Origin of the sequence: Mycobacterium hackensackense, assembly GCF_025822555.1 — a bacterium.
Classification (GTDB): Bacteria; Actinomycetota; Actinomycetes; order Mycobacteriales; family Mycobacteriaceae; genus Mycobacterium; species Mycobacterium fluoranthenivorans.
The window spans coordinates 138,068-152,962 of the sequence record NZ_JACKUC010000031.1 but is presented as its reverse complement, the minus strand read 5'-3'; the positions used below and the strand labels follow the sequence as shown (position 1 = coordinate 152,962).

At 68.5% G+C, this 14,895-nt stretch carries 16 protein-coding genes, 1 other RNA gene and 1 pseudogene; 11 read left to right on the top strand and 7 right to left on the bottom strand.

The window, feature by feature from the left end; all coding sequences use genetic code 11:
- Positions 1-3 precede the first annotated feature (3 nt).
- The 4 genes from cobC to H7J86_RS20825 are packed head-to-tail and all read left to right on the top strand — an operon-like array spanning position 4 to position 3,984.
- A complete protein-coding gene (cobC, locus tag H7J86_RS20840; protein WP_267293186.1) occupies positions 4-1,053 on the top strand; it encodes an Rv2231c family histidinol phosphate aminotransferase CobC in 1,050 nt (349 codons plus the stop codon).
- Positions 1,050-2,177 (top strand): Nif3-like dinuclear metal center hexameric protein, encoded by a 1,128-nt coding sequence (locus tag H7J86_RS20835; RefSeq protein ID WP_267293184.1) that lies wholly within the window; start codon positions 1,050-1,052, stop codon positions 2,175-2,177. Before cobC ends, H7J86_RS20835 begins: the two co-directional genes overlap by 4 nt.
- Positions 2,177-2,905, top strand: a complete 729-nt coding sequence (locus tag H7J86_RS20830) for a zinc ribbon domain-containing protein (protein WP_187096096.1) — start codon at positions 2,177-2,179, stop codon at positions 2,903-2,905. Before H7J86_RS20835 ends, H7J86_RS20830 begins: the two co-directional genes overlap by 1 nt.
- Positions 2,902-3,984, top strand: coding sequence for a bifunctional RNase H/acid phosphatase (locus H7J86_RS20825; protein WP_267293182.1), 1,083 nt, complete (start codon positions 2,902-2,904; stop codon positions 3,982-3,984). Before H7J86_RS20830 ends, H7J86_RS20825 begins: the two co-directional genes overlap by 4 nt.
- A 20-nt stretch (positions 3,985-4,004) precedes the next feature.
- Here the strand turns inward: H7J86_RS20825 and H7J86_RS20820 are convergent, their stop codons facing one another.
- Positions 4,005-4,595 (bottom strand): CGNR zinc finger domain-containing protein, encoded by a 591-nt coding sequence (locus H7J86_RS20820; protein ID WP_267293181.1) that lies wholly within the window; start codon positions 4,593-4,595, stop codon positions 4,005-4,007.
- Between the two features lie 94 nt (positions 4,596-4,689).
- Between H7J86_RS20820 and H7J86_RS20815 the strand changes: the two genes are divergently transcribed.
- Positions 4,690-5,259 carry a TIGR03086 family metal-binding protein gene (locus H7J86_RS20815; protein ID WP_267293179.1) on the top strand — a complete coding sequence of 190 codons (570 nt, stop codon included), beginning with the start codon at positions 4,690-4,692 and terminating at the stop codon, positions 5,257-5,259.
- A 13-nt stretch (positions 5,260-5,272) separates the two neighbouring features.
- Here the strand turns inward: H7J86_RS20815 and H7J86_RS20810 are convergent, their stop codons facing one another.
- Positions 5,273-6,403, bottom strand: coding sequence for a redoxin domain-containing protein (locus H7J86_RS20810; protein ID WP_267293177.1), 1,131 nt, complete (start codon positions 6,401-6,403; stop codon positions 5,273-5,275).
- Positions 6,404-6,494: 91 nt separating this feature from the next.
- Positions 6,495-7,046 carry a redoxin domain-containing protein gene (locus H7J86_RS20805; protein WP_267293175.1) on the bottom strand — a complete coding sequence of 184 codons (552 nt, stop codon included), beginning with the start codon at positions 7,044-7,046 and terminating at the stop codon, positions 6,495-6,497.
- Between the two features lie 195 nt (positions 7,047-7,241).
- Between H7J86_RS20805 and H7J86_RS20800 the strand changes: the two genes are divergently transcribed.
- A complete protein-coding gene (locus H7J86_RS20800) occupies positions 7,242-7,874 on the top strand; it encodes a TetR/AcrR family transcriptional regulator (RefSeq protein ID WP_267293173.1) in 633 nt (210 codons plus the stop codon).
- Between the two features lies 1 nt (position 7,875).
- Here the strand turns inward: H7J86_RS20800 and H7J86_RS20795 are convergent, their stop codons facing one another.
- Complete coding sequence (locus H7J86_RS20795; protein ID WP_267293171.1) at positions 7,876-8,442, bottom strand: helix-turn-helix domain-containing protein; 567 nt, start codon at positions 8,440-8,442, stop codon at positions 7,876-7,878.
- Here H7J86_RS20795 and H7J86_RS33700 point away from each other — a divergent pair.
- The 4 genes and pseudogenes from H7J86_RS33700 to H7J86_RS20775 form a co-directional block, all read left to right on the top strand.
- Positions 8,342-9,295: pseudogene (locus tag H7J86_RS33700) on the top strand (NAD(P)/FAD-dependent oxidoreductase); the annotation flags it as partial. The gene H7J86_RS20795 and the pseudogene H7J86_RS33700 sit on opposite strands and share 101 nt — an antisense overlap.
- Positions 9,296-9,388: 93 nt before the next feature.
- Positions 9,389-10,039, top strand: a complete 651-nt coding sequence (locus H7J86_RS33695; protein ID WP_235683705.1) for a methyltransferase domain-containing protein — start codon at positions 9,389-9,391, stop codon at positions 10,037-10,039.
- A gap of 12 nt (positions 10,040-10,051) precedes the next feature.
- A complete protein-coding gene (locus H7J86_RS20780; RefSeq protein WP_263987750.1) occupies positions 10,052-10,747 on the top strand; it encodes a trimeric intracellular cation channel family protein in 696 nt (231 codons plus the stop codon).
- Positions 10,748-10,768: 21 nt separating this feature from the next.
- Positions 10,769-12,139, top strand: coding sequence for an HNH endonuclease signature motif containing protein (locus tag H7J86_RS20775; RefSeq protein ID WP_267293170.1), 1,371 nt, complete (start codon positions 10,769-10,771; stop codon positions 12,137-12,139).
- Here H7J86_RS20775 and H7J86_RS20770 read toward each other — a convergent pair.
- Entirely contained in the window at positions 12,136-12,576 is a 441-nt protein-coding gene (locus H7J86_RS20770) for a VOC family protein (protein WP_267293169.1), read from the bottom strand. The genes H7J86_RS20775 and H7J86_RS20770 overlap by 4 nt on opposite strands.
- 10 nt (positions 12,577-12,586) lie before the next feature.
- On the bottom strand, positions 12,587-13,018 hold the full coding sequence (locus H7J86_RS20765) for a helix-turn-helix domain-containing protein (RefSeq protein WP_090353722.1): 432 nt from the start codon (positions 13,016-13,018) through the stop codon (positions 12,587-12,589).
- 23 nt (positions 13,019-13,041) lie between these two features.
- On the opposite strand from H7J86_RS20765, the gene rnpB reads away from it, so the two are divergent.
- Positions 13,042-13,423: RNase P RNA component class A (gene rnpB / locus H7J86_RS20760), an RNA gene on the top strand.
- Between the two features lie 17 nt (positions 13,424-13,440).
- On the opposite strand, the gene H7J86_RS20755 is transcribed toward rnpB, so the two are convergent.
- Positions 13,441-14,880 carry a CYTH and CHAD domain-containing protein gene (locus H7J86_RS20755; RefSeq protein ID WP_187096088.1) on the bottom strand — a complete coding sequence of 480 codons (1,440 nt, stop codon included), beginning with the start codon at positions 14,878-14,880 and terminating at the stop codon, positions 13,441-13,443.
- Positions 14,881-14,895: the final 15 nt, after the last annotated feature.

Sequence of the window (14,895 nt, the reverse complement as noted above, 5' to 3'; positions counted from 1 at the left end):
CCGATGTACCTGTGGTGTCCTGCGGCGCACTACTGTCGTGCTGTGGTTCACGGGGTCCGGCAGGCGGCGCGCTATCACGGCGATCAGGCCGTCGCGCCCGGCATGCTGGACTTCGCGGTCAACGTGCGCGCCGAGGGGCCGCCGTCGTGGCTGGTGGACCGGTTGAGTGCACGATTGGGTGATCTGGGCCACTATCCCGCCGCGGCCGATACCGACCGGGCGGTGCGAGCCGTTGCCGAGCGGCACGGCCGCGGGGTGGACGAGGTGGCGCTGCTGGCCGGGGGCGCGGAGGGGTTCGCGCTGCTGCCGCACCTGTCGCCGACCCTGGCCGCGCTGATCGCCCCGTCGTTCACCGAACCCGAGGCGGTGCTGAGCGCCGCGAACATTCCGACCGAACACGTCGTGCTGGCGCCGCCGTTCTCGCTGACCGGTGCCCGAGTGCCCGACGAAGCCGATCTGGTGGTCGTCGGCAACCCGACCAACCCCACCTCGGTGCTGCACACCCGCGAGCAGATCCTGGCGCTGCGCCGCCCGGGCCGGATCGTGGTGGTCGACGAGGCGTTCGCCGACGCGGTGCCGGGGGAGCCCGAATCGGCGGCCGGGCTGGTGTTGCCCGACGTCGTCGTGCTGCGCAGCCTGACCAAGACGTGGTCGCTGGCCGGACTACGAGTCGGCTATGCACTGGGCGCGCCCGAGGTGTTGGAGCGGTTGACCGCCCGGCGGGCGCACTGGCCGCTGGGCACGCTGCAGCTCGAAGCCGTGACCGCATGCTGTGCCCCGGAGGCCGTCGCCGAGGCCGAGGCCGGCGCCCGCCGGTTGGCGGCACTGCGCACCGAGATGGTGTCCGGACTGCGGGCGGCGGGCATCGAGGTGGTCGACGGCTGCGCCCCGTTCGTCCTGATGCGCGTCGCCGACGCCGAACTGGCACGCAAACAGTTGGACAGCAAGGGGATTGCGGTGCGCCGCTGCGACACCTTCGTGGGGCTCGAGGGTGACTATCTGCGAGCAGCGGTCCGGCCGGAGTGGCCGCTACTGGTGGAGGGCCTGCGGTGAGTGTCCTGCTGTCCGACGTGATCGAGGTCCTCGACGCCGCGTATCCGCCTGCGCTGGCGCATGACTGGGACTCGGTGGGCCTGGTGTGCGGTGACCCGTCGGAGCCGGTGTCGTCGGTGACCATCGCGGTGGACGCCACCGCGGCGGTGGTCGACGAGGTGCCCGACGACGGTCTGCTGCTGGCGCACCACCCGCTGCTGCTTCGCGGGGTGGACACGGTCGCGGCGAGCACCGCCAAGGGGTCGTTGATCCACCGGCTGATCCGCTCGCGGCGATCGCTGTTCACCGCGCACACCAACGCCGACGCGGCGCTGCCCGGGGTTTCCGACGCGCTGGCCGAGGCGCTGGGCCTGGTGGTGCAGGACGTTCTGGCGCCGGCGGAGTCCCGCTCCGGCCTGGACAAGTGGGTGGTCTTCGTTCCCGCCGAAGACGCTGAGCGGGTGCGTGTGTCGCTGTTCGCGGCCGGGGCGGGCCAGATCGGCGACTACTCCTGCTGCAGTTGGAGTTCCAGTGGCACTGGGCAGTTCCTGCCGCGGGAAGGCGCCGACCCCGCCATCGGCACCGTCGGCACCCTGGAACACGTGACCGAGGACCGGGTCGAGGTGATCGCGCCGTCGGCGGTGCGTGCGCGGGTGCTGGCGGCATTGCGCGCCGCGCATCCGTATGAGGAACCCGCCTTCGATGTGTTCGCCTTGGCGCCGCTGCCCTCCGGGGTCGGTATCGGGCGGATCTGCGCGCTGCCCGAACCGGAATCGCTGTCGGCGTTCGTGTCCCGGGTGCGTGGCCAGCTGCCGGCCACCTCGTGGGGGGTACGGGCGGCCGGTGACCCGGAAGCGCTGATCTCGCGGGTGGCGGTGTGCGGCGGCGCGGGCGACTCGCTGCTGGACACGGTCGCCCGCACCGATGCCCAGGTGTACGTGACCGCGGATCTGCGCCACCATCCGGCCGACGAGCACCGCCGCAAGTTCGGCACCGCTCTGGTGGACGTGGCGCACTGGGCCAGTGAATACCCGTGGTGCGGACAGGCGGCCGCTCTCCTCACGAAGCGTTTCGGCGCTGAACTTCCGGTGCGCGTGAGCACGGTGCGCACCGACCCATGGAATATCGAAGAAGGACATCATTGATGAAAGCTGCACTCACCCAACAGCGTTCGCTGTTGACGCTGGTCGAGTTGGACGCCGAGCTGAGCCGGGTCGAGCACCGGGCCCGCAACCTCGCCGAGCAGCAGCGTTTCGAGGAGGCGCAGGCCGAACACCGGGCCGCCAACGACCAACTCGCCGTGCTGAGCATCACCTTGGAGGACCTGGACGGCCAGGTCGCCAAATTGGAGAGCGAGATCGACGGGGTCCGGCAGCGTGAGGACCGGGACCGGTCGCTGCTCGACGGTGGCGAGGTGAACCCCAAACAGCTCTCGGAACTGCAACACGAGTTGGAGACGTTGGAGCGCCGCCAGTCCGCGCTGGAGGATTCGATGCTGGAGGTGATGGAGCGTCGTGAAGCGTTGCAGGCCCAGCGGTCCGAGGCGCTCGCCCGCATCGACACCCTGCACAACGATCTGTCTGCGGCGCAATTGGCGCGCGATGAGGCGCTGGTCGTCATCGACCAGGCCCGCCATGTCGGTGGGCTGCGCCGTACCGAGCTGACCTCCGGTCTGGATGCCGACCTGGTCGCGATGTACGAGAAGCAGCGGGCCAAGGGTGGTCCGGGCGCCGGTCTGTTGCAGGGCAAGCGATGTGGCGCCTGCCGGATCGAGATCGACCGCGGTGAGATGGCCCGGATCTCGGCGGCCGCGGAGGACGAGGTGCTGCGCTGCCCGGAATGCGGGGCGATCCTGCTGCGGATCAAGCCGTGAAGGTTCTCGTCGAGGCCGACGGTGGTTCGCGGGGCAACCCGGGACCCGCGGGCTACGGCGTGGTCGTCTTCAGCGCGGACCATTCCGCGGTGCTGGCCGAACGCCGCGAGTCGATCGGCATGGCGACCAACAATGTCGCCGAATACCGGGGTCTGATCGCAGGTTTGACGGCGGCAGCCGAGGTCGGCGCCACCGAGGTGGCGGTCTCGATGGACTCCAAACTGGTGGTGGAACAGATGTCGGGCCGCTGGCGCGTCAAGCATCCCGACCTGCTGGAGCTGCACCGCGAAGCCACCCAGGCGGCCCGCCAGTTCGACGCGGTGAGCTACGAGTGGATTCCGCGGGACCGCAATTCCCACGCCGACCGGCTGGCCAACGAGGCGATGGACGCCGCGCAGGACGACCCGGGGGACAAACCCGCCGGGTCGAGCTCGGGACCCGGCTGGACCGGTGCGCGCGGCGAGCCCACCCGGCTGATGCTGTTGCGGCACGGCCAGACCGAACTGTCGGTGGACCGGCGGTACTCGGGCCGCGGCAATCCGCCGTTGACCGAACTGGGTCGCGCGCAGGCCGATGCGGCGGCGCGTTACCTGGGGGAGCAGGGCGGCGTGTCCGCCGTCATCTCCTCACCCCTGCAGCGGGCCCATGACACTGCGGCCGCCGCGGCGAAGGTGTTGGGTCTGGACGTCACCATCGACGACGACCTCATCGAAACCGATTTCGGGGCCTGGGAGGGTTTGACGTTCGGCGAAGCGGTGCAACGGGATCCGGAACTGCACGGTCGGTGGCTGCGCGACACGAGCATCACACCCCCGGACGGGGAGAGCTTCGACGCCGTCGCGCGCCGGGTGCGCCGGGCACGTGACCGAATCGTCGCCGAGCACGGCGGGTCCACGGTGCTCGTGGTGTCGCACGTGACGCCGATCAAAACACTTCTGCGCCTTGCCCTGGACGGCAGTGCCGGCATCCTCTACCGGCTGCATCTGGACCTCGCCTCGCTGAGCATCGCGGAGTTCTACCCCGACGGGCTGGCCTCGGTGCGGCTGGTCAACCAGACGGCGTATCTGCCGACCGTGTGATCCTGCCGCGGTAGCGCCGCTCAGGTGTGGTGGCGGCGGTAGTGCCGGGCTGCCCGAGCCCGATTGGCGCAGATGTTCTGGGTGCAATATCTCCTGCGGGCATCCTGCGCAAGAAAAAGCATGCTGCACGTCGGGTTCGCGCACCGCCGCAATCGGTCTGGCGTGGGTCCGGCGAGAATCTCGATCAGACTCACGGCAACCGCCGCCAACGCCAGTTGGTGGGGCTCGTGCGGTGCGATGAGCGTGGTCTCGGACGCCCATCCGCTGCCGGTCCGCACAAGCTTGCGCGTCGACGCGCAAGCTTGTGCGGCCACGTTCACCCGGTCGATACTTGTCTGCCTGGGTGCGGTGCCGCCGACGTGAGCGTCGAGAATGTCCCGAACGGCTTGGCGCAGTTCGGCGGTCGCCGAAAGCGACGGTATTCCGGCGCCCTCGGGCAGTCGATCACGTTGAAGGTCCCACCAGCGGCGGCAGGTCGCCTCATCGGCAAGCAGATCCGTACTGGGGTCGGTCGCGGTGATGAGCGTGTCGGCGAGGTCCACCGCGAGAGGCTCATCGGCCACGGGGAACCCAAGTGCCTGCGCGCTGTCCAGCCTCGACGGTTCCCTCACCTTGCTAACGATATCTCAGCATTGACACCGTTAGGGCGATGCGTTAGAAACTAACGGTAATCATATCTTGTTACCGTTATAGAGGGAGATGCAGATGGGCTCGATCGAATTGCTGGAACAGGCCGACCGGCGTCTGGTGACGTTGGTTTCGGGGCTCAGCCCCGCCGACTGGGATGGGCCCAGCCCCTGCGCCGAGTGGAATGTGCGGTCATTGGTCAGTCATACGGTCGCCTCGATCGACGCGTTCTCCGCGGCGGTGGATGGCCAAGGTGGTCCGACCGAGGAGGAGCTCTTCAGCGGGACCGACATCCTGGGCTCCGACCCGTTGGGTGTCGTGGAGCGGGCTGTCGAGCGCTCGCACCGGGCGTGGGCCTCAATCGTGGACTGGGAGCAGTCGGTCGGCACCGTTCTGGGGTCGATGGCCGCCGAACAGGCCATCGGGATCATCACCTATTCCACTCTGATCCACAGTTGGGATCTGGCCGGCGCCGTCGGCGCGACGGTTGAGTTCACCGCACCCGAGGCCACGTTGGCAGAAGCCGTTGGATCGCAGCTGGTCCCGGCCCTGCGGCCCAACGGCCTTTTCGGTGCCGAGGTGGAGGTTGGGGCCAGCGCGACGCCGACCGAGAGGCTCGTCGCGCTGGCCGGGCGGAACCCACTCTGAATCCGGGGCGGGATCAGGTGGACAGGGCCGACGGGTCTTGCGCGATGATCGCCTCCACGTCGGATCGAAGGTCATCGAGCGCCTGTCGAGCCTGATCGTCGTAGTCGCGGGCGGAGTCGTCGAGCACGCACACGGTGCCGACGACCTCGCCGGCGGCGTTTCGTACCGGTAAGCCCAGGTAATTGGTCAGGCCGAACTCGACTTCATCCTCATTGCCGGCGAATACCTGATCGTCGCGGGAATCGCTGATGAACACCGCCTCGCCACTGTCGACGACATGTTCGCAGTACAACGGGATCGCATCCGGGGTGAGCGCGGCTTTCTGCCCGGCGGCTCCGACAGGGTAGTGCGCTGCTCCCTGTCCGGCCGTTGCGGCCACCACCATCGAGCCGGGGTCGGAACGCATGACAAGGCAGGACTTGACCCCGAGGGTCTCGGCCAGATCGGCCATGCGTGACGTCACGGACGACAGCGCCGGGGTCGCGTTCGCGGTGGGTGCGTCAGCCAGGGTGCGGTCGAGGGCATCCAGGACCTCGCGAGGGTCGGTTCGCTTGGCGTAGTTGGGGTGAACATCGATCCAGCGCAGCAGGCGGTCCTCGTCGATGAGTGCGACGGTCGGCATCGGCAATCCGAGGCCACCGTCGGCAATGGCCTCGCGAAGGTCGAGTCCTAAGGACCGTTGGGCCGCATGGGCTTCGGCGCTAGGCTGGGTGAGAATCCCGAATGCGGCAGCAAGTTGATTGCCCGGGTCCGATACGACCGTGAAGCTCAGCTCGTTGATGTCGCGGCTGGACATCGAACCATCCGGTGTCTGCGGGCTGATGGCGATGAGGCGCACGCCTCTGGCCCGCAGTGCCGGCACCAGATCCTTTTCGTATGCCCGCAGTGCCATATTGCAGTATGGGCACCAGGCCCCGCGGTAGAAGACGATGACGGCGGGGGTGCCGGCCAACAAGTCATCCGACGTCACCTGCCTGCCGTCGACGTCCAACAGCGGGACCGTCGGGACCCGAAAACCCGGCGCTGCCACCGATGCCGGTGTGCCCGAGGCCTCCAAGGCGAGCTGTTCTGTCACGAAGACCTGGAGAAGTGCGGCGGTCTCGTCGGATGCCGTTTCTGCCGCTGGTTGTTCCGCTCGGGTCATGGTATGCCTTTCTGGCTGGGTGGTGCTGACATGTTTTAGATCAATTTGTACTATTTGGTACAGAGTGAATAATCGTATGTTCGGGCGGCGATCACGGGGTTGAGCGGCCGCCTGCGACCGCTTCTGCAGCGGCAATGACATCGGCGATGTTCGGAATGTCGGCGGCGGTCACGCTGCGGTGTGCATAGGCCACACGTCCGGTGTTGTCCAGGACGAACGTTCCTCGTCCTTGCAGGAACCTTGAACTCATACCTATGCGGCTGCCTGACTGCGCGGCGCGTAACACCTTCATCGGGGAGAACGCCAGGTACCGAGCGGGCGAGAACCGTCCGACGTCCGCGGCGATCTCCAGCGCACGATGGTGGTCGCTGACGCAGCGGAATGGAATCCCACGCTCACTGCATGAGTTGTCAACTTCCGCGACGCTTTCGCGGTAGACAAGGACGACGGTCGCATTGATCGCAGCCAATCTGTCACTCACCGCGACGAGGTCGCGGGCGGCTTGTTGGCAGAATGGGCACCACATTCGATGGAATCCGACGATGACCGGTCCTTTGCTCAGTAGCTGTGAGATGGAGACCGGACCGTGTGATGTCTCGACTTCGACCCCGACCGGGAACTTTGCACCGACGGCAACTGACATGGCACTCGTTTCGATGATGCAGGGAGTGCAGCTCCCTGAGGCTGACTGTACTGTCCGGTTCATTTCTACGTGACCTGATCAGTGCGCGTCCGGCGATTCTGCGGCTGTGCCCGCAGTGTCACTGTTTCGTCATCGCTCTGCTGGTACGCGTCGACTCATCACCTCGCGCCGGCGACGGCGCGATATCTTCATTCGGTGTCGAGCACGAGCGAGCCGGGGCGATCAGCGCTGCCGGCCACCGAGCGAGGACGTCGCAGCCGCGCGGCGATCGTCGACGCGGCCGCGACGGCAATGTACGAGAAGGGCGTCGCCGCAACGAGCCTCGACGATGTGCTGGCATCCGCCGGCTGCGGTAAGTCCCAGCTGTACCACTACTTCACCGACAAGGCGGATCTGGTGCGCGCGGTGATCGGCCGGCAGTTGGAACTGATACTGGATGCGCAGCCTGAGATTCACCGAGTGGACTCGTGGGCCGGATTGCAGCGGTGGGTCGATCAGATCGTCGAGACGCACCGGGCTCCGGGCGGTCCGTTCGCCTGCCCGCTGGGATCGATGGCTGCCGAGCTCAAGGGTGATGACGCCTACGCCGACAGCCTCGCCGGCGCGTTCAATCGCTGGGAATCGTTGTTGGCAGCAGGGCTACGCAGGATGTCCGACCGAGGGCAGTTGCGCCCCGATGCGGATGTCGAGAGCCTGAGCCGGTCAATTCTGGCGACATTGCAGGGCGCGGTGATGCTGGCGCGCATCCACGGCGACACGCGCATCCTCGGTGAGGCGATGAGGAACGCATTGGCCGCGATACGGGTACGCCAGGCACGGCCTACCTGAACTAGCTGTGCAGGTGCATCCGCTCGCCGTGCACATCGAAGATCATGATCGCCTCGACGGGGCCGTCGACGGTGCCGAACCAGTGCGGTGTCCACGTCGAGAACTCCACGGCCTCACCGGGTTCGATGGTGAAGTCCCGTTCGCCGAGGATCAGCCGGAGCTTGCCGGACAGCACGTACATCCAGTCCTGGCCCTCGTGCACGGGGAACTCGGCGGGCGGCTTGTTGCGTCTGGCGCTGACCCGCACCTTGTACGTGTGCCGACCACCGGTGGGGCCGTTGCGGGTCAGCGGCCAGTACGTGACGCCGTGGCGGGTATGTGAGCTGCCGCGCACCCGAGGGTCCTCGGACTCGGGCTCGCGCAGCAGTTCGTCGGTGCTGACCGCCAGCGCCGAGGCCAGCCGGGGCAGGTGATCGAGAGCCAGCCGGCGCTTGCCGGACTCCAGCCGGCTGAGCGTCGACACGTCGATGGCGGCGCGAGTGGCGACATCCTGCAGGGTCAGCCCCTGCTGGGTGCGTAGGTCCCGCAGCCGTTTGCGGACGATGTCGTCCACGGACTTTGCCTGCATGGCAAATCAGCTTGGCATCGATGCGCGGTGTCGGCAAGCTCGAAGTATGGACACCACATGGGATTGCATCATCGTCGGCGGCGGAGCCGCGGGACTGAGCGCCGGGCTGGTCCTGGGCCGGGCCCGTCGTCGCACCCTGCTTCTGGACGCCGGCACACAGAGCAACCTCGCGGCACACGGGATCGGCGGACTGCTCGGACACGACGGCCGCCTGCCCGCGCAGCTCTATGAGATCGGACGCACCGAACTCGGCGCGTACCCCAGCGTCGAGGTGCGGTCGGCGACGGTGGTGACCGCGGTCCGCGACGGCGCGGACTTCGTGCTGACCACCGCCGACGGCAGTCGCGTGCGGGCGCGTCGGGTGCTGCTGGCCGCCGGCATGCACTACGAGATGCCGGAAATCCCCGGCATGGCGGAACTGTGGGGCCGGTCGGTGTTCCACTGCCCGTTCTGCCACGGTTGGGAGGCGCGCGATCAGCCGCTGGCCGTGCTCGCACAGGGGGACCGCGCCGTGCATGTCGCGCTGCTGCTGCGCGGGTGGACCGAGGACATCGTCGTGCTGTCCAATGGGCCCGCCGGACTGGATACCGGTCAGCTCGACCTGCTGGCAGGTGCCGGGATCAAGGTGGACGAGCGGCCGATCGCGCAATTGCATTCCGAGGAAGGCGAATTGGCTGAGGTGGTGTTCGCCGACGGTGGCCGGTTGCCGCGCCGGGGGCTGCTCGCCTCGGTCGGTCTGCGCCAACGCGGCGATCTGGTGGCGCAACTCGGGCTTGCCCTGGCGCCGCCCTCGCCGGTTGCCGTCGACGCGGTCGCCGTCGATCCGATGCAACGAACCTCGGTGCCCGGCGTGTTCGCGGCCGGCGACCTGTGTCCCGGCATGCCGCAGGTGTCCGCGGCGGTGGCGTCCGGATCGATGGCGGGGGCCGCGGTGATGCAGAGCCTGATGGCCGACGACGTCGGTCTGCCCGGCACGCCGTGGCCGGTATTCGAGTCGACCGCGCAGCAGCACTGGGACCGGCATTACGGTGAACGCGAACGCGTCTGGAGTGGACGGGTGAACAAGCACCTGGCCGATATCGCCGGCGCGCTGCCACCCGGGCGCGCCCTGGATCTGGGTTGCGGCGAGGGCGGTGACGCGATCTGGTTGGCCCGCAACGGTTGGCAGGTGGTGGCCACCGACATCTCCGGTGTGGCGCTGGACCGGGCGGCCGAGGATGCCGGTGAACTGTTGGAGCGCATCGACTTTCAGCGTCATGATCTGACCGAGACCTTTCCGGTGGGTGAGTTCGACCTGGTGTCGGCGCAGTTCCTGCATTCGACGGTGCCGCTGGACCGCACCGCGGTGCTGCGCCGGGCGGCCGCTGCCGTTTCGCCGGGCGGGCGGTTGGTGATCGTCGATCACGGGGCCGCGCCGCCATGGTCCAAGCACAAGGACTATCCGTTCCCCAGCGTCGAGGAGGTGCTGGCCGCGCTGGACCTCGGCGACGGCTGGGATCGGCTGCGGGCCGAACCGGTCGAGCGGGAGGCGACGGGTCCAGAGGGAGAGCACGGTCACCTGATCGACAACGTGATGGTGTTGCAGCGCCGGACGTAGATACCCTCAGGCGTGTTCGTCGAACTGTTTCGTGCCCTCGACCTGGCGGGCGTCTTCACCAACGCGATCCTCGGCGGCATGGTGGCCCGCGACAAGCGTTTGGACCCCGTGGGTTTCGCGGCTCTTGCCTTGTTGTCCGGGCTCGGCGGCGGCATCATCCGCGACACGCTGCTGCAGCACGGGCCGCCGGTGGCGCTCACCGATTCGCTCTACGCCCTGACGGCCATCGCGGGGGCGGCGGTCGCCTTCGTCCTGCCGGTGCGCGGACGGTTGTGGAACGTCTCGTTCCCGCTGATCGATGCGCTGGCGCTGGGCTGCTGGGCGACGGTCGGCGCGCAGAAGACGTTGTCGCTGGGCTTGGGCTGGCTGCCGGCCCTGCTGCTCGGCACCATCACCGCGGTCGGCGGAGGTGCGCTGCGGGACCTGTTCGTCCAGCGGATCCCGCAGATCTTCGGCGGCAACACCTTGTACGCGAGCTGCGCCGTGGTGGCGAGCGCGGTGGTCATCGGCTTCTGGTACGCCGGGCTGTCGACCGCTGGAGCGCTGGTGGGCACCGCGGTGGGGGCCTTGATGTGCCTGCTGGCGCGGTGGCGTGGCTGGCAGCTCGGCCAGGGATTGGCCTGGGACTACGCGGTGGCCCGGCGCCCCGGACAGCGCTTGCCCAGGGTGTCGGTGCGGATCGCGCGTGAGCGTGGGGACTTGTCATAGGGTCGCAGTAGTATCGAACACATGTTCGACTCGCATCTCGCCACCGCGCGCGGGGAGTTGCGAGCTGAGCGGGCTGCGACGGCGCGGCGGTTGATCGCGCTGGGCCACTACACCGGCGTTCGGATGGCTGAGCTGGGCAACACCCATCAGGACTGGGTGGTCGACGACTGGGAGTTGGTGGCCGTGGAGGTGGCCACCGAGCTGGGGATCGGACGGCAACGGGCCTCCACGGAGATGGCGCACGGCCGGACGTTGATCGAACGGCTGCCGCGGCTGGCTCAGGTGTTCCTGGCCGGTGATCTCGAGTACGGGCATTTCACCGCGATCGCGGCGCGCACCGCGTTGATCGTCGATCCCGATCTGCTCGGGATCGTCGATGAGCGGGTGGCCGCCCAGGCGCCGGGGTGGGCGGCGCGTTCACGGGACAGGGTCGCCGAGCTGGTCGACTGGCTGGTGCTGGAGGTCGACCCTGAGGCGATCCGGGTGGCCAAGCAGCGCCGCGCCGAGCGCAGGATCGACGTGACGCCCGCCGGCAACGGGCTGGCCGACGTTATCGGCACTGCCGACGCGGCCGATGCCGCCGTGTTCGATAAGAGGCTCGATGAGCTGGCGCGCACCGTGTGCCCGAACGACCCCCGTATGCATGCCGAGCGTCGCGCCGACGCGCTGCGTGCTCTCAGCGAAGGCGCGACCCGGCTGGCATGCATGTGCGGCTCGGCCGAATGCCCGGCCGCTACCGCTGAGGCGCCCGCGGGCAGCATCGTCATCCATGTATTGGCCGAGCAGGCCACCGTCGAGGGCGACAGTGAGACGCCGGGGCTGCTGCCGGGCTACGGGGCGATCCCGGCCGAACAGGTGCGCCAGATGGCAGCGCGGGCCCGGTGCCGGCCGGTACCGCGGCCACCGGCGTTGTCCACCGAACCTGGTTACCGGCCCTCGGCGCGGTTGGCCGATTTTGTGCGGGCCCGGGATCTGACGTGCCGGTGGTACGGCTGCAATGCACCGGCGGAGGTGTCCGATATCGATCACACCGTCCCGTGGCCGGCCGGTGTCACCCATCCGTCGAACACCAAGCTGTATTGCCGGACCCATCATCTGGTCAAGACGTTCTTCCCCGGGTGGGCCGACGTCCAGGGGCCCGACGGTTCCCTCACGCTCATCTCGCCGACTGGTCGGGTCTACCAGAGCACACCCGATGGGGCGCTGTTCTTTCCGCAGCTGGCCGCCCGCACCGGCGTGCTCGCCCGCGCCCAAGCGCCCCCACCCACCCCGGCCCGCGGGTTGGCGATGCCCACCCGCGCACGACCCCGGGCGCACGAGCGGGCCTACCGCATCGCCCGCGAACGGGCGCTCAATCGCGCCCGCGCCGAGGCGAATCCGCCACCCTTCTAGGGTCGCGCGAACGCGCTCATATCGGCCGGCTGGGTCAGTCGCACACTGTTGCCCGACGGGTCGCGGAACCCGCAGTCGATCCCGTAGGGCTGCTGGTGTGGTTCCTCGGTGAATTCGACACCGCGGGCCTTGAGTTCCTCGTAGCTCGACCGGCAGTCCTCGGTGGTGAGAAAGATCGTGCCGGCGAATCCTTTGGCGGTCAGCTCACGGACCTGCTGCTGGGTGGCCGCGTCCATGAAGGGTGGGCCGGGCACCGCCATCAACACGATGGACACGTCGTCCTGGCCGGGCGGACCCACGGTGAGCCACCGAAAGACGTTGTCCATATCCGGAAGTGAAACATCTTGGCGCACTTCGAATCCGACCTTCTCGGTCCAGTACTTGAGGGCGACTTCCTGGTCGTGTACCCACAGGTGGGCATTTGCGATCTTGATCATGGGCTCGACGCTACGAGGACTGCCCGGTGCCCGTCTTCTCCAGATGTGCTGTCTTTCGGGTATCCCGTTTGAGGATGCAACTCGGCACCCGTGCGTAGCTGCTCGCCGGCGGTAACGAGGCGCGGTACGCCGCCGGCGGCAAGCCATAGATACGGGCGAAGCTGGTGGTGAAGGAGCCGACGCTGGTGAGCCCGACCATCGCGCAGATATCGGCGACCGATCGCTCGGTATAGCGCAGCAGGGCTGCCGCCCGCTCCAGGCGCCGGGTCTGCAGATAGGCCCGCGGCGATTCGCCGAACGTCCGGGTGAACATCCGGCTGAAATGGGCCCGGGACAGTCCTGCGGCCGCCGCCAAGTCGTCGACGGTCAGCGGATCGGCGTACCGCGCGTCGGCCAGATCCTTGGCCCGCAGTAAATAGCGGGCTGGAGGTACCTGCGCCATGTTGCTAAGGTAACCCGCGCGGACGAGTTGGCCGGGCGACCGCGGAGAAATTCGAGGAAAGTCCGGACTTCGCAGAGCAGGGTGATTGCTAACGGCAATCCGAGGAAACTCGCGGGAAAGTGCCACAGAAAACAGACCGCCGGAGACGGTAAGGGTGAAACGGTGCGGTAAGAGCGCACCAGCGCCCCGGGTGACCGGGGCGGCTAGGCAAACCCCACCCGAAGCAAGGCCAAGAAGGCCGCAACCTGGTTGCGGCTGCGCGAGCGTTCGAGGGCTGCTCGCCCGAGCTTGCGGGTAGGCCGCTTGAGGCACCCGGCGACGGTGTGTCCAGATGGATGGTCGCCGCTTGGCACCTCGGCAACGAGGAGCCGAGCACAGAATCCGGCTTACAGGCCAACTCGTCCGCCCCTATCGGCGCCCCGTCACCGTCCCACTGCCTTGCGCAGCGACTTCAGGGCGGCGCCGATCTCGTCCTCGGCGTACAGCGCGATCTCGGCCTCGATCTGATACAGCAGCCCGTAGGTGAAGGTGTCCTCGCCCGCGGCGTGCGCGGCATCGGTCTGCGTGAGCAGGTGATGGCGGCTGACCACGCTGTCCTGGTGATCGCCGAGCAGCGTCTGGATGGTCTTGGCGCCGTTGGCGACGGCGGTCTCTCCGTGTGCGGCCGCGGTGTAGCGAAGTTGCTTGGCGCGCTTGCGGATCCGGTGCAGCGCCTCGTCGGTGCCCTCGGCCTTCGCGGCCTTGGCAGCCTTGGCGACCTTGCGGTAGGCGCCTTCGACGGTCACCTGCGCGGGCTCGCCTTCGGCGGTGGTGGTGGGGGAGGCCACCACGGCTTCGAGTGCGTCGAGCAGGCGGAAGTAGCGCTCCGAGCGCATCGCGGCGAGCGAGCGCCGCCAGCCGGCCTTGTACTTCTGCCTGGCCCCGTCGACCAGACGTTCCCGCACCGGTCCGCGCACCAGGTTCTCCGGCAGCGCATCGAGGGCACGCTCGTACTTCTCGGCCAGCACCTCGGCATCGCGGGCCACGCCCAGCACCGCCGCCAGCTCCTTGAGTTCGTCGAGGATCCACGCGTTGTCGGTGCCCGCCTCCTCGGCCAGCAGGCTGCGGATCTTGCGGGTGGTCACCCTCATCTGGTGCACCGAATCCCACACGTCGGCGCGCACCGCGCGGTCCCACTCCAGCAGGGCTTCGACGTTCTCGGCCACGGCGCGGTGCACCGGGTCCAGCGGGGCCGGCGCCTTCTCCGGCGCTCCCACGTCGAGCACCCGGGCCAGTTTCGAGCCGTGTCCGGCCGGGACGGCGCCGGCGTCGAGCAACCGGTTGGCCAAGCGCTCCAGCACCTCGGCCGGAGCGTCGCCGACCAGTTCCAGCTCCCACTCCCGCCACGCCTGCGGCTCGCTGTCCGGGCGCAGCGCCGTGGCCGTCACGCTGTCGTCGCAGAACTCCGCGACCGGCGTCGCGTCGACGCCGAACAGCAGCGACACCGAGCGTTGCGTGGAGATGCGGGCCACCGCCGCCAGCGGCTGGTCCCGCACGATCGCCGCCACCACATCGCGGATCTCCTCGGGTACGGAGTCCTCCAGCGGGGCCCGCACCTCGGTGCGGGTGTCCTGGCCGGCCGGCAGCTTGACATGCCAGCCGGCATCGGTGCCGCCGGTGCGGCGGCGCAGCGTGATCTTGTGCGCGGCGAGGTCGTAGTCCGCGGTGTCGTAGTAGACGGCTTCCAGTGTCTGGGTCGGTGAATGCTGCACCCGTGTCACGGCGGCCAGCCCTTCGAATGAGGGTGACACGGTGGTCTCGAGCACGTCGAACTTGCGCTCCACCTCGGTGTGGCGGGAGGTCTTGGGCTTGGCAGCAGGCATTTTCACCTTCGGTCT